This is a genomic window from Gluconobacter albidus (assembly GCF_002723915.1).
GTDB classification, from domain to species: domain Bacteria; phylum Pseudomonadota; class Alphaproteobacteria; order Acetobacterales; family Acetobacteraceae; genus Gluconobacter; species Gluconobacter albidus.
Genome location: NZ_BEWL01000009.1, coordinates 71,791 through 92,890, shown reverse-complemented (window position 1 = coordinate 92,890; position 21,100 = coordinate 71,791). Strand labels below are relative to the sequence as shown.

Annotated in this window: 22 protein-coding genes; 9 read left to right on the top strand and 13 right to left on the bottom strand. The window is 57.5% G+C overall.

Annotated features, from left to right (window positions below; all coding sequences use genetic code 11):
• Positions 1-15: 15 nt before the first annotated feature.
• From GAL01_RS11145 to GAL01_RS11130, 4 genes are all read right to left on the bottom strand, one after another.
• The gene (locus GAL01_RS11145; protein WP_062027997.1) at positions 16-819 is read right to left on the bottom strand and encodes a hypothetical protein; all 804 of its coding nucleotides are present in this window, start codon (positions 817-819) and stop codon (positions 16-18) included.
• A 108-nt stretch (positions 820-927) separates the two neighbouring features.
• Positions 928-1,494, bottom strand: a complete 567-nt coding sequence (locus GAL01_RS11140; protein ID WP_062027995.1) for a hypothetical protein — start codon at positions 1,492-1,494, stop codon at positions 928-930.
• The gene (locus GAL01_RS11135; protein ID WP_062027993.1) at positions 1,494-2,336 is read right to left on the bottom strand and encodes a P-loop NTPase family protein; all 843 of its coding nucleotides are present in this window, start codon (positions 2,334-2,336) and stop codon (positions 1,494-1,496) included. Before GAL01_RS11135 ends, GAL01_RS11140 begins: the two co-directional genes overlap by 1 nt.
• 112 nt (positions 2,337-2,448) lie before the next feature.
• Positions 2,449-3,030, bottom strand: a complete 582-nt coding sequence (locus GAL01_RS11130; protein WP_062027991.1) for a hypothetical protein — start codon at positions 3,028-3,030, stop codon at positions 2,449-2,451.
• 395 nt (positions 3,031-3,425) lie between these two features.
• Between GAL01_RS11130 and GAL01_RS11125 the strand changes: the two genes are divergently transcribed.
• The 7 genes from GAL01_RS11125 (at position 3,426) to GAL01_RS11095 (ending at position 12,595) form a co-directional block, all read left to right on the top strand.
• The gene (locus GAL01_RS11125) at positions 3,426-4,169 is read left to right on the top strand and encodes a BRO-N domain-containing protein (RefSeq protein ID WP_015074939.1); all 744 of its coding nucleotides are present in this window, start codon (positions 3,426-3,428) and stop codon (positions 4,167-4,169) included.
• Positions 4,170-4,179: 10 nt separating this feature from the next.
• Positions 4,180-4,530: a hypothetical protein gene (locus GAL01_RS11120; RefSeq protein WP_015074940.1), complete on the top strand. Its 351-nt coding sequence runs from the start codon at positions 4,180-4,182 to the stop codon at positions 4,528-4,530.
• Positions 4,527-7,703, top strand: a complete 3,177-nt coding sequence (gene mobF / locus GAL01_RS11115; protein WP_099253264.1) for a MobF family relaxase — start codon at positions 4,527-4,529, stop codon at positions 7,701-7,703. Before GAL01_RS11120 ends, mobF begins: the two co-directional genes overlap by 4 nt.
• 376 nt (positions 7,704-8,079) lie before the next feature.
• The gene (locus GAL01_RS11110; protein ID WP_062027314.1) at positions 8,080-9,114 is read left to right on the top strand and encodes a YncE family protein; all 1,035 of its coding nucleotides are present in this window, start codon (positions 8,080-8,082) and stop codon (positions 9,112-9,114) included.
• Positions 9,115-9,187: 73 nt separating this feature from the next.
• Complete coding sequence (locus GAL01_RS11105) at positions 9,188-10,279, top strand: DNA glycosylase AlkZ-like family protein (RefSeq protein WP_015074944.1); 1,092 nt, start codon at positions 9,188-9,190, stop codon at positions 10,277-10,279.
• On the top strand, positions 10,279-11,541 hold the full coding sequence (locus GAL01_RS11100) for an MFS transporter (RefSeq protein WP_082790599.1): 1,263 nt from the start codon (positions 10,279-10,281) through the stop codon (positions 11,539-11,541). The genes GAL01_RS11105 and GAL01_RS11100 overlap by 1 nt, the downstream gene beginning before the upstream one ends.
• A 466-nt stretch (positions 11,542-12,007) precedes the next feature.
• Positions 12,008-12,595 carry a thiamine pyrophosphate-dependent enzyme gene (locus GAL01_RS11095; RefSeq protein WP_016738535.1) on the top strand — a complete coding sequence of 196 codons (588 nt, stop codon included), beginning with the start codon at positions 12,008-12,010 and terminating at the stop codon, positions 12,593-12,595.
• Positions 12,596-12,645: 50 nt separating this feature from the next.
• Here the strand turns inward: GAL01_RS11095 and GAL01_RS11090 are convergent, their stop codons facing one another.
• Genes GAL01_RS11090 through GAL01_RS11050 form a run of 9 tightly spaced genes read right to left on the bottom strand, consistent with a single transcriptional unit; the run spans position 12,646 to position 20,318 of the window.
• Positions 12,646-14,961, bottom strand: a complete 2,316-nt coding sequence (locus GAL01_RS11090; protein WP_062027316.1) for a type IV secretory system conjugative DNA transfer family protein — start codon at positions 14,959-14,961, stop codon at positions 12,646-12,648.
• Between the two features lie 4 nt (positions 14,962-14,965).
• A complete protein-coding gene (locus GAL01_RS11085) occupies positions 14,966-15,400 on the bottom strand; it encodes a hypothetical protein (RefSeq protein ID WP_015074949.1) in 435 nt (144 codons plus the stop codon).
• A gap of 11 nt (positions 15,401-15,411) precedes the next feature.
• The gene (locus GAL01_RS11080; RefSeq protein WP_015074950.1) at positions 15,412-16,560 is read right to left on the bottom strand and encodes a secretion/conjugation apparatus DotM-related subunit; all 1,149 of its coding nucleotides are present in this window, start codon (positions 16,558-16,560) and stop codon (positions 15,412-15,414) included.
• Positions 16,557-17,051, bottom strand: a complete 495-nt coding sequence (locus tag GAL01_RS11075) for a lytic transglycosylase domain-containing protein (RefSeq protein WP_062028341.1) — start codon at positions 17,049-17,051, stop codon at positions 16,557-16,559. The genes GAL01_RS11080 and GAL01_RS11075 overlap by 4 nt, the downstream gene beginning before the upstream one ends.
• Complete coding sequence (locus tag GAL01_RS11070) at positions 17,048-17,467, bottom strand: hypothetical protein (RefSeq protein ID WP_062028339.1); 420 nt, start codon at positions 17,465-17,467, stop codon at positions 17,048-17,050. The genes GAL01_RS11075 and GAL01_RS11070 overlap by 4 nt, the downstream gene beginning before the upstream one ends.
• A complete protein-coding gene (gene icmT, locus GAL01_RS11065) occupies positions 17,464-17,712 on the bottom strand; it encodes an IcmT/TraK family protein (protein WP_015074953.1) in 249 nt (82 codons plus the stop codon). The genes GAL01_RS11070 and icmT overlap by 4 nt, the downstream gene beginning before the upstream one ends.
• Complete coding sequence (locus GAL01_RS11060; protein ID WP_062028337.1) at positions 17,712-18,878, bottom strand: type IV pilus twitching motility protein PilT; 1,167 nt, start codon at positions 18,876-18,878, stop codon at positions 17,712-17,714. The genes icmT and GAL01_RS11060 overlap by 1 nt, the downstream gene beginning before the upstream one ends.
• Complete coding sequence (locus GAL01_RS11055) at positions 18,875-19,873, bottom strand: type IV secretory system conjugative DNA transfer family protein (RefSeq protein ID WP_082790647.1); 999 nt, start codon at positions 19,871-19,873, stop codon at positions 18,875-18,877. Before GAL01_RS11055 ends, GAL01_RS11060 begins: the two co-directional genes overlap by 4 nt.
• On the bottom strand, positions 19,866-20,318 hold the full coding sequence (locus GAL01_RS11050; RefSeq protein ID WP_061500982.1) for a DotD/TraH family lipoprotein: 453 nt from the start codon (positions 20,316-20,318) through the stop codon (positions 19,866-19,868). Before GAL01_RS11050 ends, GAL01_RS11055 begins: the two co-directional genes overlap by 8 nt.
• A 225-nt stretch (positions 20,319-20,543) precedes the next feature.
• On the opposite strand from GAL01_RS11050, the gene GAL01_RS11045 reads away from it, so the two are divergent.
• Together GAL01_RS11045 and GAL01_RS11040 are read left to right on the top strand one after the other, a co-directional pair.
• Positions 20,544-20,840 (top strand): type II toxin-antitoxin system RelB/DinJ family antitoxin, encoded by a 297-nt coding sequence (locus GAL01_RS11045; RefSeq protein ID WP_062028335.1) that lies wholly within the window; start codon positions 20,544-20,546, stop codon positions 20,838-20,840.
• Positions 20,797-21,084, top strand: coding sequence for a type II toxin-antitoxin system RelE family toxin (locus tag GAL01_RS11040; RefSeq protein WP_015074959.1), 288 nt, complete (start codon positions 20,797-20,799; stop codon positions 21,082-21,084). Before GAL01_RS11045 ends, GAL01_RS11040 begins: the two co-directional genes overlap by 44 nt.
• Positions 21,085-21,100: the final 16 nt, after the last annotated feature.

Genomic DNA, 21,100 nt, shown 5'->3' with positions numbered 1-21,100 from the left:
CTTCTCTCTATCACATTACGATGAAAGGACAGGGCTCGTGGCTCCAGTCCCCATTTTGTCCGCAACAGACTGCCTCCACTGTCCTACGGTCATTCCGCTTGTAACGCCGTTGCTGCTCATCTTGCTGCTGGAGATGTAGTCGGACATGAGGTCGCTTGAGTTTGCCTGGGCAAGGGCGTTTCCAGTTGTTGGGCCGAAATTATAATAGCCACGGGTATCAACGGCGGTCGGATTACTGACGCCGGCTTTCTGGAGAGAAAGGGCTGCGTCTTTAAGATATTGTGCGGCCGCAACAGCCTGTGTGGCCGGGTCCTGCTGCCCGGCAGTCCCCGAGGTGATGGTGCTGGCCAGTCCCGGGTTGGCGGCGAGCGCTTTGCTCATTTCTTCTGAATATGTGCCGTTCGACATCTGAAATGCGCCCGTGATGGTGTGGCCTGATCCGGTGGCCGTATAGACATTCTGGCAGCCTGATTCGACCTGACACGTTGCGGCCAAGGCAGCAGGGTTCACGCCAATGGAGGACGCATTGTCAGCGGCCTGATAGCCCCATGCGCGGCTATAGAGCGTTTGCAGTGAGTCCGAGCCGGTAGAAACGGGCTGCGTGGTCTGAATCACTTTCCCGTCCCCGCCGATCTGCTGGACAGTCCCGGCTGGTACCGTGAAGTTCGGCAGGCCGACTTCCGGATAGACGACATGCGGGACTTCCGGCAGGCCGTTCGGCACTTCAATCGACTGCGCCTGGCACGAACCGCTGAGGCCAAGTCCGGCCGAGAAAGCCAGACCTGTAATCAAAAAGGATTGTTTGAAGGGCGGCGGCATTGAGCACTCCTGTGTTGGGGTGGTCAGTATCCGCCTGTAGTCTGCGACTTTGAGTATTGTCTGAACAGCGCTTGTTGGCCCGAGGTGGTGTGTCCGTTTTGGACACACCTAAATCAGGTGATCGAGGATAATTCCGAAGACGGTTCCGCCCACGATCATGGTAGCGAACCATCCGGCCCGCTTGCTGATTTCGTCCCGTCGAACACGAGTGCCCGCCATCACGATCTGCGCTTTCATGCTTTCGGCGATTTCGCCTTTAACGGTGCCAAGGACTTCCGCGACCTTCGCCTTGACGGTCTTTTCGTCAATCTTCTGGAGCTGGCGAGAGGCTGCCACGCCTTCATGAAGAGCACGCCTGACCTCAATAACCTCTTCTGTTGCCGAGCGTGTGCATTGATCCAGCAGGCTCTCGCACTTGGCAACGCACTGCTCCATTCGTGTCTCGGCCTCCTGAAACAGCGCTCTATGCGCTGCCTCCGAGTGTTCACGATCCTTGAGAAGGAGGGCCTGATGAAGATTGTTCATCTCCATCAGGATCATGAGGCCATCCAGAACCTTGGCCTCAGGTGAACGTGGCCGAAGCGTCCAACGATGCGTCTGCTCGCGCAGCGCATCCAGTGAGCTTTCAAATCTGGCCTGACAGTCGGAAATCCTCTGGGTAAGGCCATCAGACATTACACGTCACTTTCGGCCGGAACCGGGAGGCCCTTAGGCATATTCGGCAGGCGACTGGCGCCGAGTTCCTGAAGAAATGCGGGAAAATCACGGCGATACCAGCGGTCCATGGCCAGTCGATCAAAAATGGAGCTAGTCGGGAAGCCGTCTTTCTGCTCGCCTGCGGCGTAGGCCGAGAATGTCATCGCCCGGTCGCACACGTCTTTCATTGGCTCAGCGGCCGGATACATGAAGATGTCCGCGCCATTCTCCATCGCCTCTTCGACGGCTGGATGGTGGGAAACGACATCAACAACGTCATCCACGTCCAGTGAAGGAGGGATGAGGCCTTCATTGATGATGATCGCGGAATTGCGGGGCGAGAACTTCTTCTTTTTCTGGAGATCTTCCAGATAGTCCAGATCAGCCCGCTCATGCCCGATCAGAAAGACCACCGAGAGCGTGATCCCCATCATGTCAAGCGCGCGGCTTAGGGATTCCGTGTTGATCAACTCGTGCAGGGCTGTCCATCCGCCGCCGATGTCGAGAATGGCGTCATGGCGACTTTCCATAAGAGACTGGATTTTTTCTTCCAGCCATTTTCTCTGGCGCTTTGTGTCGCCTGCGGCCGGACTATCCGCGTCATGGAAATTCGAGATTGAGTGTGAGCGGTTCAGGAGATCGGTGTTCCAGATCTCCGGCGTTCCGCCCTGGTCATGAACGGTCTGTGCGAGAGCATTAAGCAGGGTCGTTTTGCCAACCCGCTGACGACCGATGATTGTGAAGATAACGGGCTTTTTCTTGGCGGTGGCCTTGGGGGCCGGTGCAGACGGGGTGGCTTTAACGTCAGCGTCCTTGGTCACAGTCAGGCTCCTGTTGAGGTGATCCGCTTCCCGATGAAGCGGACTGGTCTTCCTCTTTCGAAAGCCATGATGACCGCTTGATCTGCGACTGAGATGCTCCTGGGTAAGAAAATCAGTCTGGTGTCAGACGGTACTTTTCCTCTTTGCGGGCACGGATCTTGTCGCGCAGGCGCTTCAGTGAATCTCTGCTGTGCTGCGGAATTTTCTCATTGTCTTCGATCGCGACGGGAGGTGTCGCCCGGATCGGATGAGCTGGCACCAGCCCCTCTCCGGTTGTTTCTTCGGGGCCGCTCGGTTCATTCGGCCTCACTGAAACAGGCTCCTCGCGTTCGGCCCAGTGAGCCTCAATTTCGTCCGGACGCCAGTCGGGATCAATCTTGCTCGGAGGCAAAATCCTTTCTGGCCTCACTGCCGAGGTGTCTGATTTGGCATCCACTGGGAGCCCCTGAGCCTCATTCTGAAGACGGTACCACTGTTTGCTGATGACGTTCGCCATCCGCTGACTGACCTCGACGTTCAGGCCCGAGAGACGCGCAGCGCCGAGAATGTCTTTCCACGTTGCGACCCCGGTTTCACGAAGGTCGGAGACCTCGGCCATGTTCGTGCGCAGCCACCTGTAGAGTGGGCTCGCCCGGTCCCGCAATGCGCGCTTTCCATTCCTGGAAGTCTTCAGGTCGTGGAGTGGATTTGTCACGGGCGGTCTCCTCGAAGTGTGTCCGTTTTGGGCACAGCGCGGGACTGACGGCCTCTGCGTGACATGGTCCCAGAGCCCAATACAGCCGTCTGGAGCTATACACACGGCGTTTTCACGGCGCAAGTCCGGCGCGTTCACGGCGTTACCACGGCGCTTCCACGGCGTTTCTACGGCGATCCCACGGCGTAAGCGCGGCGAAGGCACGGCGTAAGCACGGCATAGAAAAGAGCTTCTTCATAGACCATTGCACCGTTGGTGCGGACGGCTTCGCCGCCGAGAGGCAAAAGAGGAAAAGGGTGCGGTTAGTAGCCTCACCCTTTGGTCGCGCTTTTGACGATCGGTTCAGTCGCAGACCACGCTGTCATGATCACTGTCCCAACCCGAAGGAGACGCCAGTGACACCGGCAGCAGAGACAACCTACGAGCAACAGAAGGCAGGTGGCCTACCGCTTGAAACGTCGTCTGAGTTCATCTTCGCCGGAGCGACGCTGCGCTCTGCCTCCTACCAGGGGCGGCAATGGTTTCTGATTGCGGACATCTGCGGAGCGCTGGAAATCAAAGGGCCTGCCGATGCGGCGAAGCGACTGGACGATGACGAAAAGACTCTCATTCGAGTTCAGACCGCAGGTGGCCCGCAGCAGGTCGTGTGTGTCACCGAGAGCGGCGCGTATCATCTCTCTTTCGTATCCCGGAAACCAATCGCTAAACGCTTCCGCCGCTGGATTACAGAAGAGGTTATTCCTCGCATCCGGGAGACAGGTTTCTACGCGCTCCCAGGAGGTTCATCTGAAAACCTTGAAGACCAACAGCACCTAAAGGCGTGCTTTCAGGCACCGGGCCGCTATGTCGTTTTAAGCCTGCCGAATGCGCCACTCGTGATCGAAGCGCGCGACATGGACGAGATCTTACTCGACTGCGATCAGGCAGACATGCAGGCTTTGGTGAGTTCGGCAAAGCTGGTGGGGTCGCTGTGGCGGAGCTATCGCGCAGAGATTGCGATTCTCAATGAACCGCTGACACTTGATGAAGGCCTCCAGCAGCTCGATCAGGCCATCTCCCTAAGCACCCGTCTGGCACAATGGGTCCAGCGAGCTTCGGAAAACAAAGCCTTGGCGCTAGCGAAGGCTGCGACGAAATGATCTCAGTCGCATGAGGGCTTTCTATCCTGCCCTCATGACAGATCAGACCCAGACCCCCGACCGCGCTCCCGAGACCGACGTTTCGGATCGGGAGCTTCTTCAGAACCTTCTCGCCCGCTCTGACGAGCAAGGAGAAGAGATCCGGTTCATCAGCGAAAAGCTGAGTATCCTGATCGAGCTTCTGACCCCCTCGGAGAAGGGAGACGGCCCGACACTGGACGACATTCTTGCGCGCCTCGTCGAGCTGATGAAGGATCAGGAGCCGGTCATCAGGCGCATCGACCACACGACCGCCCGCAACAACGACCTCCTTGAAGGCCGTAAGGTTCGTCCGAAGGCAGAGGACGGCCGCACGTCATGATGACCTTCCGCAAGATTTCGGCGGAGTGTAACGGCAAGTTCGTGGCCGCATACTTCACCGAAGGGGCACCGGATCCGGAGCACGATTTCCGCACGGACACCGGCAAGGTGCCGGACGGTGATGGTCAGCGCCTCACGAATTACTATCTCGGCCGCGATGGCCGGGCCTCGTTCAATCCGGGCATGAGCCAGCAGATGGCGGACGTCCTCGGCGTGGATCGGCGCGCCATGCCCACGACCGAAACACTTGCGGCCCTGTTCGAGGGCAAGCGCGCTGACAATGGCGAGCAATGGTCTCAGGCAAAGCGAAAGATCAGCGCCTATGATCTGACCATGGCCCCGCACAAGTCGGTCACGCTGGCTGCCGAGCTCGCGCCCACGCAGGCCGAAGGGGCCGCCATCTGGAACGCTGTGCAACGGGCCAATGACGCAACCATGCAGTATGTGGCCCGCGAGCTTGGCTTTGCCCGACGTGGGCATGGCGGGGAAGACGGAGAAGAAGCCGGGGAGGTCGCCTGGACGTCCTACCGTCACCGCACGTCGCGCCCGACCCTGACCCTGCATGATGCCGAGACCGATACCACCTATCTGCGTGAGGCCCCGACCGGGGGCGATCCGCAGATGCACATCCACAACTCGCTCTACAATGTGGTTGTGACAGAGAGCGGTCATGTGGGCTCGCTGGACACCAAGCGCCTGCGCTCTCGCGTGCATGAGTTCGGAGCCTTCTTCCAGGCGGAACTGGCGGATGAGCTGCGCAAACTAGGGATCGAGCAGTCCTACGACGCCAAGGAGCAGGCGACTGTTATCTCCGCCGTTCCGCAGGAGGCCTGTGACGCTTTTTCCAGCCGCACGGCCGAGGTGACGCGATCCGCTCGGGCCTATGCCGAGAAGGAGGGGCACGACTGGAACACCATGACGGCCGAGCTGAAGAACAAGATGCTCAAGGCCGCCAGTCTGGCGCACAGGCAGAAGAAGAATGAATCCGCTGACGACGTTCAGGCCTGGCGCGAACGCGCCGCTGCGATTGGCTGGGAGCATCACAGCGTCATGGGCATGGCTGAGGCCAAGGAGTTATCTGTCGCGGACCGGCATGAGCAGGCCTACGCGTTTGCGGCCAAGCATCTCGGCAAGGAGTTTGAGACGGCGGCCGTTCTCGATCATGACAAGCTGAGGATGTACGCCGCTCGCGGCCTCATCGGAGCGGGCATCCCCGGGGGCATTGAAGACATCGACCAGGTTGTCAAACTGATCGAGGACAAAGGCCTTGAGGTTCGGGGCGAACAGGTGAGCCTTGTGTCGTGCGTGAAGAATGATCGGATGCGCGTCACCAACACGGCCCAGATCCGTGTCGAGGAGACCCTCGCCAGGGAGGCCGTTCGGGCCTCGGCGGATCGCACTGCTTCCCTTTCGGACGCCCAACTCACAGAGGCCATCGCGCGATGCGACCTCGATTTCGACAACGAACACGGCCAGTCCCAGAAGGCGGCGATCTACGCCCTGGGGAAGGCCGGAAAGATTTCGATGCTCACGGGCGTTGCCGGCTCCGGTAAGACAACGCTGCTTCAGCCGCTTGTGGATGCCTGGAAGCGCGATACCCGCTTCTCGGAGAAGGGCCGTGAGATGATTGGCCTTGCGACGGCCTGGCGTCAGGCGGATGCGCTTGGCGATGCCGGGATCCATCAGCGCTACGCTATGATGCCCTTCCTGAGCCGCCTTGAGAAAGGCGAGCAGACCGTGGACGAGAACACGGTTCTGGTCATTGACGAGGTCGGCCAGATCGCACCGCGCCAGATGCTTCAGCTTCTGGAGCTGCAACGCGCGAGCGGCTGCACCATCAAGGCCTTGGGCGACCGGGAGCAGGCTCAATCCATTGAGGCCGGTGATACTGTCGAGATCCTACGCAGGGTTCTGGCCAAGGAGGATATGCCGGAGCTGCTGTCCACGGTCCGCCAGACAACGGCCCGCAATCGTGAGATCGCCGGACTGTTTCGTGGCGAGAAGCCGAGTGCGGATGCACTGGAGGCGCGTCGCCCCAAAGGGAAGGCCGCCTATGCCAACCGGGATCAGGAAAATGCGGACGATCCGCGCAACGCCTTTCACTTTGAGGAAGTCCGCCGCGCCATCGACATGAAGCGCGAGGACGGGACTATCCGTCTCGTCGGTGGCGATCAGGATGAGGTGTTGCAAAAAATCGCTGACCTTTATGTCACGCGCCGCGACGCTCTGGCCGCGTCCGGATCAAAGCGCGGAATTAGCATGTCGGCCCTGACCAACCAGGACGCGGCCGACCTCAGCCGCGCTGTGCGCAGGATCCTGCAGAACCGTGGCGAGATTTCCCGGGATGAAGTGACACTGGATGCGGTCGATCAGCGTGGCGAAACCTATGAGCTTCAGGTCGCTGCCGGCGATAGGCTGCGCCTTTTCCGGCGCACCTGGGGGGCGGTCGAAGGAACAGGGACCACCGTTGGCAACAATGGGGATGTCGTGGAGGTTGTCTCGCACGGCAAGGATGGCCTGAAAGTCCGGATGAAGGACGGACGGGAGGCGGATGTTGAATGGCGTCGCCTGAAGGACCACAAGACCGGCCGGATCCTGCTTGGCTTCGGTCATGCCATGACCATTGATGCCGCCCAGGGCCTCACCTCAGACGAGCATATCAACGCACTCCCACGAGGCGTGGCGACGGCAACCGGGTTTACGTCCTACGTGGCAGAAAGCCGGGCCAAGGGGACGACCTGGACCATGATCTCAGACGGCGCGACGTTTGAGGCCGTGCGCAACGGGCGCGCGCTCGGTGATACGACGGAGATCACCAGCGACGATCTGTGGAATCATGTGGCCAAGGGTATGTCCAATAAGCCCTACAAGGCGCTTGGCATGGATCTGCCCTTCACGTCGCAGGAGGAACGGGAAAAGCACGTTCAGGAGCTGATCCGTCTCGGCAAGATGCAGGAAGAAATGGCGCAGGATGGCCGAGATTACGGACGTGAGGTGGCCAACCGCGTGCTGGCGAACATGTTGGAGAAGACGGCAACTCCGAGGCTCAAAGAGTTGGATCAGAAAATCGAGGTGATGATGACCAATCATCGGGTCACAATGTCACAACAAGAGCGCGATTTGCGTGCTGATCGAATTAAAAGGGTTTCGGTGCATTTATCGGCCCTCGTGTAGCACAAGAATGGGAGAGAGACAGGAATGCTGGCTAGAGCATTACAGTGGGCCCCGCCTCTCAACGGTATCGAGCAATATCTGTTCTGGACAGAAAACAGGTGCGGCACCTTGTTTCAGAAACGCATCGGTACATTCGTTTGCTGGTTTTCCGACGCATGATTTACGAAAAGCAATCAAATATGGGTCCGGCAGCCAGATGCGAAACTTGTATATTCACTCTTTCGTGATGATGAAATTTTTTGTTGTAAATTCTTTTTGGCGTCACTGATAGTAACCATGGGTAGGGAGAAAAATAATCAGGTAGATTCTTCTTCCTAACCAAAAATAAAGAATAGTAAATGTCTCCCTGTAAATAATCTACGGAGGAACAAAAGTCATGGACGTCTATTCAACCGACACTGATTCAGGGTTTCTTACAGTAATTCGGAACCAAAACGGCAAATTCGAACGCGTTGCGCAGATTCGAGTTGGAAATGCCCCCCGGGGAAGTGTTAAATTCACTCCTGATGGCCGGGGATTTGTTTCGAATACAAGCACCAATACTGTCTCTGAAATTGATGCGTTAACGCATAAAGAGGTCGGACGCATTGAGGTTGGATCAGGGCCGCGCGGCCTTCACCTTGTTGGAAATAATAAATACCTTCTTGTTTCCAATTCGGGCTCAGATACGATTTCCGTGGTCGACCTAAATGAGCGACGTGAAGTGCTTGAACTTGAGGTGGGACGAGATCCCCGCCACATGATTGTTGCAGGCGGCAATGCATATGTCTGTCTTTGGGGTGAGGGTGCACTCGCGAAAATAGACGTTTCAGGCTTGGATGCGGGCGACATTGATTCAGTCAAGTTGCTGAAAAAAATTACTATCGGGGAAGATACCTTCCCGTATAGCCTCAATGTCGATAAGACGCGGAATATTGCCCTGGTAGCGTGCAATACCCCACGGTTCGTGCCCGTTGTTGACCTCGACAAGGACGAAGTTGTCGAGAATGTTTCTCTGCGGGCCAGCGGAGCACGTGCAGTAGCCTTCACAAACGACAGTAAGCATGCGCTTGTCACGCTCGAACGTGATAACTCGATGGCTGTGATAAACCTCGATAGCCTTGAGGTCACCAAGTATATCAAGGTTGGTCCTGGGCCGCGGGGAGTAACGGTTGACGAAACAGATATTGCGTTCGTCGCATTATTTGCCCGCCCTCCATTCTTTGAATACAATAGCATTGAAGATTTTGCATCTCATGCTGTCACGATAGTCCGGCTCAGTGGGGCAAATCTGGACGATCCTACCGCTGAGATTCCACTTGAAAGCGTTCGCGTAGGTTTTGGTCCGTGCAGCGTTTCAACCTTCGACCCCACAAAGGTTGAACGACGTCTTCATGAAGACAGTAAAGATGACAAGCTCGTTTTAGCATAGAATAGAGAGCGCGCTGGAGAAGTAGCGTCACATTTCTCCAGCGTGAATTGCAAAACAATTCGGAATTTCCTGAGTGAGTCACCAAAATATACAGTATATATCATTGTCAGAAGCACAGAAAATAGCCGTTTCTGCACAACTACTTACGCGAAATATTGACAAAGAGACAAGTTCACAAACGGTTTTAGAAAAACTCGGATGCATTCAAATAGATGCTATTCGGGCGGTTCGCAGATCTCATGAGTTGGTTTTCTTGAGCCGAGGAATATCGTGTAAAGAAACTGACGTCAGCACCGAACACTTCGAGACATGGGGGCACGCTCATTCACTTATGCCAATGTCGCTATGGCCTCATATGGAGTGGCGTCGCAGAAGGCTAAGGGCCTCAGGCTTCATTGGTCCCGAAGTTGATAAGCTTGTCTGCAAGAGCGTACTGAAAGTGATCTCGGCTGAAGGGCCGAAGACAATGACCGAACTGGAGCCGAGTGTTGGCAAAGGCTGGAATAGAGCATCGGCGACACGTTGGGCATGTGAGTGGCTGCTCAGCGTAGGCGACCTTGTATGCACGAGCCGCAATAGCCGTTGGCAACGCATATATAGTCTTCCTACCGAGAGCATACCTTATCCAATAAGAAGTTCTCGCCACTGCGATGATCTCGGTTTGAGGCATGTGGTTGATTTGTCGATGCGCGCACTTGGTATAGCAACAGATCGAGATGTCGCGGACTATTTCAAGATTAGCCTGCCAGAAGCTCGTAAAATTCTAATAGAAAGTGAATATGAAAGGGTAATGGTCGAGGGGTCTGCGGCAATTTGGTACATCTCAAAGGATATAGAAATGTCCTTTTCTGCCGAAAGTATCGTAGCTATTTCTCCCCTCGACTCACTCGTATGGTCACGAGGACGCCAGAAAAATCTCTTTCAACGAGATTATATTTTGGAGAGCTATAAGCCCAAATTAAAACGAAAATTCGGCTACTTTGGAATGCCGGTCTTAAAAGGGCACAGAATAGTCGGTCGAGTAGCGCCTCGGAAATCGGGTGAAACGCTCTTCATTGAAGCTCAAGAATTCGATGACTCAATCTCCCCTGACGAAATTGAGCTGCTGCTACAGAAACTGTCGACCTGGGCATCGTGCAGCCATGTGATTATGGAGCGTGATTGATGACCTCTGCGCAACGATTGGGTCGTATGTCGGTTCTACGCAAACGAGGTGTCGCCTCAATTCTTGCGGCAATGTGTGCGTCGCGTATAGCCGCTGGCATGATACCCTTTGGGCTTATAACCTATTTCGCGTCAAAAAACGACTTCGCTTCGGCGGGGTTTTCATCAACAATATTTATGATTGCAGTATCGCTATCAGGTCCGGTTAAATCAAGGATAATACAAAACTACTCCCCCAGTGTTATAATTGTATCCATGGCGATCGTTAGTAGTATATCATTTTGCCTTTGCATTGCTTCTTCATTTTATCTTCATAGTACTATTTTCGCATTCTTATTGATTGCATTGGGAGCAATTTCTGCTCCGCCTACTGGGGCGGTGGTACGATCGGCGTGGAATCAAATATCAGGCTCCCCAAGCGAAAAAAAATTTTTGCATTCAATAGATTCGGTGATGGAGGAAGCTGTATTCGCACTGACGCCAATATTAACCTCGATAATATGGGTTTCAATCGGGCCTCAATGGGGAGTTCCTCTGGGATCCATCGCGGGCTTTGTAGGTAGTTACATTGTCGTTCAGGTCGGTAAGAACTCAGATGCAAAAAAATTGTTTTCGATTAATCGGAAGCAATCCCAAATCGAGCAGAACGAGAGCTGCGGAAATCGTGGCATAAACTCCTTTCGGCTATATTTCTCTTTGAAAAGTGTTGGGTTACTGCTTCCATCCTTGGGGATAGGAATTAGCATCGGTACTCTTACGATCGTGCTGCCTGCGTGGGCTTCTTCTTATACGAAGAGTCAGGCGATTTCAGGGGTTATTCTTGGTGTAATATCTCTCTCAGGGGCAATTTCGGCATCATGTGGAGATCGCCTGTCTCCGTACAAAGCCGACGAACGTAAGAAGATAATATATTATGGGGTCCCATTAACCGTTTCTTTGTTCTTATTTTCCATTGCTGATAATATTTTCACAGAAGTATTATCAGCAATTATGTTCGGTTATGGCATGACACCAATTTTTGTTTCTTCTTACATGCTAGTATCAGCGCTTTATAATGAGGAGTTCCATACTGAATTGAATGCGTCTCTCGGCGCTGCATTCAATATTGGAAGTGGGTGTTCTACTGCTGTAGTAGGTTCATTTATAAGAGAGATACCTATAAATATATTATTATTGTTGTTGGCATTGGTTGCTTTCTTCCTTTGTGTGGTTGCTCCGTGGGTCGGTTTGAGATCAGTTCATGATGCAGAGGTCGCAAGATGAAGCACTCTCTCAACATAGCAATTACTCGCAATGGGTTCCGTGCGGCGACTTACGTACCGTGTTCGCGGTTTAAAAAGGTGTTCGACGAAAGAGCTTGCGAAACCTTAATTTTGGCTTCTCGTGAAGAGGAAGCAATCGCTACCGGGTGCGGTCTAGCACTTGGCGGGGTCGTTCCAATTGTATTAATGCAATCTTCAGGCCTACTTAATTCTCTTAACTGCTTAGGATCTCTTGCAGTCGCCTATCGAATACCTTTGGTATGCTTGATAAGTATGCGGGGTGGCACTTCAGACCATAATCTTACCCAGAGACCCGTTGGGAATGCTACCAGGGTTGCGGTTGCAGCGCTTGGGGCCATGACAATGACCTGTACGGCAATTGATTTCACTGAAGCCCTATCTATTTCGAAAAGCAAAGCGATTAACAACAGACTACCGTGTGTGGCCCTCTGGGGAGAGAATTAGCTATGGATAGACTTGCTAAAATACTTTCGCTCCTCCCATCGTTTTTCCCTGATCACCAGTTTATATTTCCCTTGGGTGATTTAGCGAACCTTGCATATTCCGTGGCCGATAGTCCGAGATCATTTTATCTTCTTGGGTCGATGGGTATGACAATTCCCGTCGGGTTAGGTGTAGCTACTGCGAGCGGTTTGCGTACTCTCGTATTTGAAGGCGACGGCGGCCTTCTCATGAATCTGGGAGGACTGGCATCTGTTGCGAAATTCGGACCAGATAATCTATCAATCGTGATAGTAGATAACGGAGCATACGTATCTACCGGATGTCAGGAAGTTAACTTGTCGTCTACTCAGGGCATTGAGCAGATCGCTCGGTCGTGCGGTTTGGTTAACGTTTGTACATTTGACACAGAGAGTGTCGAAAATGAAATTTTAGACTGGATAGGGGGAGCGGGCTTGCGTCTTGCCGTTTTGAAGACGCAAGCCAAGAAGATAAATGCTCCTTTTGTACCTTTGGCACCCGAAAAAATGACGGCTCGGTTTATCGCTTCCTGCGAGCAGGGGAGGCCCCTATACTTCGATCGCGACGGTTAGGACGCCAACTAACTTACTTACTTTATCCCGTACCCATCTAAGATAACCGCTCACGCCTGCAGCCTGCCCCCCAACTTGCGGAAGGCTGCCAAGATCTCTTTTTCGCTCTCCCCTTTCGCTCCAGACGTATCGGCCGGAAGAGAGCTGAGCTGATCACGTGTCGCCAGAACGAGCACGGCGCGGCGTCGAGGCGTCCGCCCTGTCCGACTGCCAACAAGGCGCTCCAATTGTTCAACCTTCCCCAGAAACGCCCCGTCCATGGGCTGCGCTGGAACCAGGCTTTCATCCTTGTTGTCGTCGCGCTGGACGCGGCCCCAGGCCAGCATCCCCGCGAACGGCGTGTTACCTTCTCCATGACCGTGAGCCGTAGTGGCGCGAAGGTAGTCTGAAAGATCTGTCAGGGTGGTACTGACATCGCCCATGAGGGCCTTGCTGTCCCGATGGTTTTCATTCGCGATCCTGCCAATCAGGGCAGCGACCGCTGGTGGGAAGGCCGAACTGGCCGTCTCGATCTGGAAGTCGCCGTTTTCCAGCGTTTCGACAATGCCCCATGTCTCGGCATCCGGATCCACACCATGGCCGGTCTTGGGAGACGGCAGCATGACCGGACGGGCGCGTCGTACTTCGCCTGAGCGTCCATTGATGTCGGCAAAGAAGGTCTTGGAATGAATGACCCGGCCGCCGAACATCGTGACGGCCTCACCCTCGATCAGGCTTTGCAGATCGTTCCAGGGGAGGCGGGAGACTTCGCGGACCTCAGCGCCTGAGCCGTTGTAATATCCATAGCCGTCATTCTCCACGCGCGTTGCCTGTGTCACCTCAACCTTGTCGGCCTGCTGCTCCAGCCATTCACGGGTCTTCATGGCATCCTGAAGCCGTAGTGCATGGGTCAGGTTTGCGTTGCCGAGAAGGGAGAAGGCCTTTTCGCCAATCCGGGCTGTCAGGCCGGGTAAGTCCTGAAACGAGATCCAGAACATGCAGTTCAGGCCACGGCCCATGGCGAGCATCCGGTCCATGCCGTCCGTCACATAGGCGGCCAACTCATCGAAGAAGATCTGGAATGGCGCATCACCGGCACCGGCCTTCAGCTTGAACACTTCGCTGGCAGAGCCGTGCAGCTTCGCACCGAGGAGCTGGGCCATCACACCGCGCAGCGAGGCCACGACGATTTTGCCCAAGCCTGCCAGACTGTCTGACGAGTTTTCCAAAGACGGCAGGATGACGATCAGGATGCGGCGGTTCAGCACCACATCGCGCATGATGATGTCGGCCGTCTCGGCGCTGAAGATATGCCCGAGGCTGACGCCAAGCTGGGTGAAGACGCGCGAGAAATACATCTTGGCATAGCCGTGCTGCTCGGACGGCTTGTTTTCCTTCTGCGCGTTCCATTCCAGAGAGGAATCATAGCCGGGCAGTTCGCCGAGATACGCCTGAAGCGGCCACAGCACATCGTCCGGAATGTCTTCGACCCTGCGCTCGATGGCCTGATTGGATCCGGGATTACGGATAAGGAAGACCTTGTGCCGCGCAAGAGTGCCAATCCAGCGCAGGTCGGTGGCATAGCGGATGGCGTCGATATTGATGGGGATGCCATGTGTGTCGCGCATCCAGACGAGGGCCGGAACCACTGTGCCGATGAGGCCGACAGCACGGTCACGAAAGACGCCGTTGGAGTCATTCGCCGACTGCTCGCCAAGCTGGCTAACCAGCATTTCGCGGATGGCATCCGCGTTTCCGGTGGCAAACGGATTGAACGTGTTGGAATCCCGCGTACCGGAGGCGGCGAGAAAGTTCAGCGCCAGCACCTGGTCGTCCAGCCCGAAGCGGCGTGCGAGTGCCAGAACATCGCCATAAACCGTGTTATCACCTTTTGCGTCCACAAAAATGCAGCCCGAGCCATGCGCGAGGGCATTTGTCATCAGAGACACAATGGCCGTGGTCTTGCCGGACCCGGTGGTGCCCGGAATGGCCGCGTGCTGACGGGCCGCGTCGGACGTCATCCAGAGCTGGCGACGGGTACGCGCCTCGGTGCCGAGATAAAGAATGCCGTTGGCCTGGCGGGGTTTGCGATCCTTGGGATTGAGATCGTTCGCATCCTTCAGCCCGCTGTAGCGCGGCATATGGAGCGGAAGACGATCAGGACGGAGGACAACCCAGGCTGCCACGGCAGGCGCCGCGAGGATCAGCGCTCCATCAATGGCAGGCACGAACCAGCCCAGACCGACCCCCACGAGGCCGAGCCAACCAGCCAGAGGGGAGCGAAGCTCCTCCTTTGTCTTTGTCCAGAACGGGCGCGTGTCGCGGTATGTCTTTCCCCGCTCGACCTGCTGGTGGCCAAGCGGTGCGCCGATCTGACGAGCCGTCATGCCCTTAGTTCTCCAGGCCGAACGGAGAGCCAGCCTGTGCTGGCGCGGACGGCGGCATTTCCAGATGGGCGGGCTGATGCAGCGCCTTCAGGATCTGCTGTGGTGCGGTCGGTGCCGGACCTTGCGGCTGCGTCTCCAGCGGGCCGCTGGAGGGCAATGGCGGAAGAGGCGCAGATTCAGGCATCGCAGGCGCGGAGGCGTGCAGGCCGCCGAAGGTGTACAACAGACCTGCGCAGACGGCGGCTGTCGCGGCAACCGGCAGAAAGCGGCGGATCCTGGTGGCCGGAGCGGCCTGAGGTCCAACCGGGGCGATCTCTGCCAGAGGGGCCGCGACAGGCAGGGCTTGCGAAAAATGAAGATGGATCGGAGCCGTGCTGCCCTCCTCGATGTCGAGCGTGAGGGGTGCGTTCTGGCCATGCTGGAGAATGATGCGGGTCATGAAACTGTCCTTCAGGCGGAGCGGAGCGTGGAAAGGGCGCGATCAAGCACCGGGATGTAGAGGGGGCGACGCAGGCGCTGTTCCTCGGACCAGTGGGCGCGGGCGCCAGCGGCTTCGATCCGGGGATTGGGATGCACGTCTTCGTTGGGATTTTCGCTCGGGTAGCCCAGGGAGTGCAGGGCGTACCAAAGCGGCCGGTCGATCAGCTTGACGATGGCGAATGCCGGAGGCGCCAGCACGCCAGCTTCAAATCGGGCATCGCACAGAAGCGTCATGAGGGCGGTCGTGGTCCATCCGTGACGGTCACAGCTCTGCGCGATCGTGGCCTGCACCTCGGGGTCTGCAAGGAAGTCCTGCGCGGTCTTCAGGACGTCTGCGGGCACCTTCAGGCTGACCTTCGGGCCGGTATCGCCATCAAGTCCTGCGTCTGCCAGACCTTCAGACAGTTGACCGAGCAGGGTCATGGCCTCATCGCGACGCTTGAGTTTGTGCAGCGCAAAGGCCGCAAAGAGCACCTGAGCCGCAGGTGGTGTCGCGACGGGTCCGGCTGTTGTGTAGTGCGGGCCGAGCTGACGCTCGAACGCCTCCTGCGCGCAAACCTCACTGAAACTGCCATCAGCGGCCGTGGCAAAGCTGCTGCGCCATTCGTCAGCCGTCAGGGCGGGATCGGCCGGAAGAGGTGCCCCGGTGGACGGCGCAACCAGCCGGGTGATGCGGCGCTTGGCGAACCCCCGCAGGGTCGGAAACATTTTTGCCTGCACGGCAATCAGGCCTTCGAGATCGAGGACGGCCCGCAGCGCCTTGTTCTCCCCGAAGAAGAGGCACAGGCCCGCGCAGATTCCACCGACCAGGACCGCAACCCACCGAAGTTGCATCCCGACGATGGACAGGCCGTAATAGAGCTGAATCAGACGAATGGATGCCGGATGGTGCAGGGCCTGATGAAGCTGGATATTCAGATGCGCCAGCTCGGGCGTCGGCGACAGGATGCCGATCTGCCAGATCAGGGCCTTGCAGTAGAAACGGCTGATCTCGGTGTGGAATGTTGACCAGACCATATAGGCCAGGACAACCATGCCCAACAGCGCAACACCGGCCAGCATCAGGGTGATTTCCCCGGACGAGCGTGTGCCTGAGGACCGCGAAACTGTGCCACTCATGCCGGGTCTCCTGGATGGCTGGTGCGGATCAGGGTCTGGGAAATCTCGTAAAAGCGCTTAAGATAGGCCGTGCCAAAGCGGGGCGTATGGGAGTGATAGCCCGCCACGGCCTGCCAGAGGTCGCCCCGGGCCTTGGTCATTTCCTGCCCGAGGATCCAGCCGCCCGCTTCAAGATTGGCGCAGGAATTGTTCCGCAACGCCGCGTAGGCGCGGGACGGGGTGGTGTGCCAGTGGCGCGCAATCTCGGGAACATGGATCGTATTGACCTGCATGGGGCCAAGGTCGGACGTGCCGTTGGTATTCTGCACGGCCTGACCGGGATGGCCGCCTTCGACATAGAGCAGGACCAGCATGACGCCCGCTGGCACATGCGCGTTATGAGCGGACTCCTTCAGGCAGGCCGCAATCTGGCGTCCGCCGTCGTCGGCCGAGGCAGCCGGGGCCGCCAGGAGGGCCGCTAGGGCCAACGGAAAGAAAAGGCGGGTTTTCATGTGGCCTGCTCCTTCTGGACGGAGACAGGCTGAAGACGCGCCATGCTCGCCTGCCAGAGGCCGGTCAGATCACACAGATTGATCTGGCCGTTCTGAACCGGGAGCGCGTCCAGCACATCGAGCAGGCAGAGCAGGACCGTGACGGCTGACTGCGCGTCATGGTCGATGACGGTCACGCCGAGGGCGGCTTCAGGATCATCGACCAGCTTCAGGCCAAAACCGTGCCGCGTCATTTCAAACCACAGCGCCTCGGCGGTGATCAGGAAGGCTGGCAGGAAACCGCTGCTGGACGCCGCGACCGTGCTGGCGCAGGGGGTTGAGTTGGTGGCATCCCTCAACAGAACGCTGAGGCCCTTGCGGTCGATAGCACGGACCAGAACGTCTGAAAGCACGCCGATGGCAGGAGAGGCGGTCATCCGTAGCGCCTCCGCTTCCAGGTCGGCCGACCAGACCGGACGGGGCCGGTGATGAGGCGGCGGACGGTTCTGAGGGCAGCCGGCAGCGTCAGCCCAAAGAAGCTGATCGTTGCAAACAGGGCGGTCCCGAGGACGCCAATATACAGCGTCGTCCAGCTCCAGTACGTGACCGTCACGAGAAGCGGCAGACAGGCCCGGCCATCAAGGATGGCCAGACGGACAGGTTTTGCGGTTGCGCGCCACATCAGGCGTCTCTCCTCCAGGCCTCATTGGCCGTCTGTTCGGTGATCAGCCCGTCTTCCAGAGCCTTGCGAATGGCGACCGCATAGCTCTGGCCGTCGCTGTCGATGGCCTGAGCCACGAGATCGGGCCAAAGCTCGCTTTCGGTGCGCATGAGCTGACGGCGGAGATCCTGATGAAAGGTCAGGTATTCACGCACCGCGACACGTCCGCCGCCGACGCGATCCAACAGACGCTGGTTGATGACGAAGCGCAGCGACTGCGCCAGAGCGCTGACGAGATTGTCCCGCTCGGCCCGGGGGCACAGCGCAATCGAGCGCTGGATCATGAGGGGGCCGTTGTCGGCATGGATGGTGGTGGAAAGCTTGCCGCCCGTGATGGCGCAGTTGATGGCCGCCTCCATGGTCGGGCCGTCACGACACTCGCCCAGCACCAGATCCGAGTTTTCGCGGCGCATGGAGCCTTCGACAAACAGCGGCGGCGTCATGTTTGGCGGTCGGATCTCCGTCTGGGTGATCCGGTTGCCGTTGGGAGGCTTGAGGCTGTCGAAAAGGAACTCGATCGGCTGCTCGCCCGTGGAGATGTTGCATGAGACGGTCGGATCCATCAGCCGCTCGTGGATCAGCCCGAACTGCAACGTGGTCTTGCCCGATCCGGTCGATCCTCCCGTGAGAACCATGCCGCTTCTGAGCAGGTTCGTGTCGCGGATCTCCTGCTCGACGCGCTGCTCGTCCAGGCTCTTCGGCAGGGTCGGGATCGGCCGCAGGACAAGATTCATGCCCGGGCCGCGCATGGTCTGCACGGGGAAAATGTTGATACGAAAGCGCAGGGACTCACGACGGTTGAGCGTAACGCTATAGGCCGTATCGAGCTGAAGGCTGATCAGCACGCGCGCCGAGCCGTCCGCGCCATAGACGTGATCCACGATCTGCTTGAGATCCAGCGATGTCGTGGGGTCCATGGTGGCGTAGCGGTTGCGGCCATGAACCGTGAGCGTGGCCCGATGTCCGGTCAGCAGGTCAATACGCGACGCGCCGAGGCCATGCGCCCATTTCAAAAAGTCATCGAGACCGGGTGCATGTTTCCGGGCTTCAGCAACCCAAGGGTACTCGCGCTTCGCCCGCTCGTGTGCCCAGGTTTCGGTGTCGCGCAGTCTGAGGACGGCGCTCATCGGCAGTCCTCCGGATAGGCGACGCGGGTGCGGGCCTGGAGGCCGGGCTGTCCGGTGATGCGGATGACACGGTCGCCAAGATGCAGACTGTCGCCGCCGCCCACGGCCTGACGGTTCTCGAAGACCACGCGTGGCTCTTCGACACGACCGGCCCGCAGAAGCACGCGGTAGCGGGCCATGCCCGTGATGTCGCGCTGAAGTAGGGAGAGATCGGACAGGTAGATCTCATCAGCCACCTTTTCTCCGGATGCCCAGCCTTCAGCTACCCAGTCGTTCCAGTGCCGCACTTCCTTGTCCGTGTGAGGCAAAGCGGATGAGGCCGGATGACGCGGCTTGTTCCAGGAGCGGACGAGATAGGTCCGCCAGTTCGGCGCGGCAGAGGTGAGCTGCGCCTCACGGGTAATCTCGAAAACGCAGCGGCTCTCATGAGCGATGGTGCCGGTATCGTTCAGGGCGAAGGCCATCTGCGCCTGACTGACGATCGGGGGCTGCATCAGCGTCTGACCATCACCGACCGGCAGGACGAAGGGGCGGAAATCGAACGTGGTGTCGAGGATTGGCTCGTTGTGGCGCAGCATTTCATTGATGGCGAAAGACCGCGCTGCCTGTCCGCCCTGTGCCCCGTAGGTCAGCGCGGCCTGCCGGATCTGCTCGCGTCGGCCTGGCTTGAGGTCGTCGCCGGCTTCATCGTTTGGTCGCGCGTCCTGCAAGGCTTCGAGAGACGGTGGGGCCTCACCGCCTGTGATGCGGTCGAGCTGAAGCGCGCCCGTGACCGGGGTGTTGGCAGGATTGCCGAGGGCCTCATCATTGGCGTTGATCTGATCCGCGCCCGGCTCAGGCGGGTTTGGCATGGAAACGAGCGTTCCGCTCCGGGCTGGCGGAGGAAGAGAGCTTGTGGACGGCATGATAGTGCCGGTGTTGGCTGCACCTGCGAGAGACGGGAATGCGAGGAAGGCAGCCGTTGCGAGGCCGCAGAGCAGGGCGCGATCAGCCATGATACGTCACCGAGATTGCGTGGGAGAGGGGATCGACAGAGACGGTGGCCTGATCTCCCGCCTGCTCGCCGAGCGTGCGCAGGTGGTCAATCACCGGGGCTACGGCATTGATCTGGACAATGACCTTCCGGTGCGGGCCGAATGCGGTCACGCTGTAGCCGATGTCTTTGCCGAGCTTGCGGACCGCAGGCTCAAGCGGGCCTTGCCAGACAAACCAGACCTGACGCTTGAGGTCAGCGGGCAGCCCGGGATCCGGGGTCATGGGAGGCGGGGTCGGCCGCAACGTGCCGAGCTGGGCCAGATCCGCGTCGGTCGTGGCAATGGCGCGTTGTAGCGCAAGCTCGGGATTGGCCATGCCTGTTGTCGCCACAGGCTCGGGCGGTTTGGTAGCGCAGGCCGAGAGGGCCAGCAGCAGAACAGGTGTCAGAAGATAGTGGTGTCGCATGGGTCCCTCCAGATGTTGAAAGGATCATCGCGGCTCAATCTGCGACTTTCAGAAAAAACTTGGAGGCGTTTCATCACCACTCAGGGACAATTTTTGCGGTCCCTGATGGTTTTTGTGTTGCTTTTGTTGAACATATGTTTGACTATTATTTCTAGTAAGTCGGTCCCATAGAGACGATATGCGAGTGCCGGTGAGTACCGCAGAGTAAAGAGAGATCCCGACACGATGCCCCAAATCACTGCAAACACAGCCCATTTTGGAATGCGGCTTGAAGCCGATTTCAAAGAAGAGTCTTTCAGGAAGGTCAAGGAACTCGGAACGACGCCTGCTGACCTGTTTCGGGACGTTCTTGAATATGTCGTCAGAAACAACCGTCTGCCGATCCGCAAGGAAGTCGTGAGCGATGATGACGCCGTTCTTCTTGATCTGGTCAAGAAACGCCTGAAGAACCCGGGGGAAATTATGAGGAACGTGAACCTTGACGATCTACTCTCTGGACATCCCGGAAGTCGTAAGGGATGAACTGTACGCGCTGGATTACAGCGTTGCAGAGCGGTTCGTAAAAAAACTCCGCAAGATCCTGCATAACCCGCATGTTCCAAAGAACAAGCTTCGCGGTTTACCGAATTGTTATAAAATCAAACTGCGTGATGATGGCATCCGTGGGGTGTATCAGGTCCACGATCAGGAGATCACGGTTCTTTTGATCGCGGTTGGCAAGCGCGACAAAAGTGCCGTTTACGAAACTGCTAAAGACCGATTGTAAAAAGAGGGGGCCTTAT

Excerpts from the sequence above, each read along its gene's own strand:
- GAL01_RS11145 (WP_062027997.1), bottom strand. The coding sequence starts at position 819 with ATGCCGCCGCCCTTCAAACAATCCTTTTTGATTACAGGTCTGGCTTTC.
- GAL01_RS11140 (WP_062027995.1), bottom strand. The coding sequence starts at position 1,494 with ATGTCTGATGGCCTTACCCAGAGGATTTCCGACTGTCAGGCCAGATTT.
- GAL01_RS11120 (WP_015074940.1), top strand. The coding sequence starts at position 4,180 with ATGAGGGCTTTCTATCCTGCCCTCATGACAGATCAGACCCAGACCCCC.
- mobF (WP_099253264.1), top strand. The coding sequence starts at position 4,527 with ATGATGACCTTCCGCAAGATTTCGGCGGAGTGTAACGGCAAGTTCGTG.
- GAL01_RS11110 (WP_062027314.1), top strand. The coding sequence starts at position 8,080 with ATGGACGTCTATTCAACCGACACTGATTCAGGGTTTCTTACAGTAATT.
- GAL01_RS11100 (WP_082790599.1), top strand. The coding sequence starts at position 10,279 with ATGACCTCTGCGCAACGATTGGGTCGTATGTCGGTTCTACGCAAACGA.
- GAL01_RS11095 (WP_016738535.1), top strand. The coding sequence starts at position 12,008 with ATGGATAGACTTGCTAAAATACTTTCGCTCCTCCCATCGTTTTTCCCT.
- GAL01_RS11090 (WP_062027316.1), bottom strand. The coding sequence starts at position 14,961 with ATGACGGCTCGTCAGATCGGCGCACCGCTTGGCCACCAGCAGGTCGAG.
- GAL01_RS11085 (WP_015074949.1), bottom strand. The coding sequence starts at position 15,400 with ATGACCCGCATCATTCTCCAGCATGGCCAGAACGCACCCCTCACGCTC.
- GAL01_RS11080 (WP_015074950.1), bottom strand. The coding sequence starts at position 16,560 with ATGAGTGGCACAGTTTCGCGGTCCTCAGGCACACGCTCGTCCGGGGAA.
- GAL01_RS11075 (WP_062028341.1), bottom strand. The coding sequence starts at position 17,051 with ATGAAAACCCGCCTTTTCTTTCCGTTGGCCCTAGCGGCCCTCCTGGCG.
- GAL01_RS11070 (WP_062028339.1), bottom strand. The coding sequence starts at position 17,467 with ATGACCGCCTCTCCTGCCATCGGCGTGCTTTCAGACGTTCTGGTCCGT.
- icmT (WP_015074953.1), bottom strand. The coding sequence starts at position 17,712 with ATGTGGCGCGCAACCGCAAAACCTGTCCGTCTGGCCATCCTTGATGGC.
- GAL01_RS11060 (WP_062028337.1), bottom strand. The coding sequence starts at position 18,878 with ATGAGCGCCGTCCTCAGACTGCGCGACACCGAAACCTGGGCACACGAG.
- GAL01_RS11055 (WP_082790647.1), bottom strand. The coding sequence starts at position 19,873 with ATGGCTGATCGCGCCCTGCTCTGCGGCCTCGCAACGGCTGCCTTCCTC.
- GAL01_RS11050 (WP_061500982.1), bottom strand. The coding sequence starts at position 20,318 with ATGCGACACCACTATCTTCTGACACCTGTTCTGCTGCTGGCCCTCTCG.
- GAL01_RS11045 (WP_062028335.1), top strand. The coding sequence starts at position 20,544 with ATGCCCCAAATCACTGCAAACACAGCCCATTTTGGAATGCGGCTTGAA.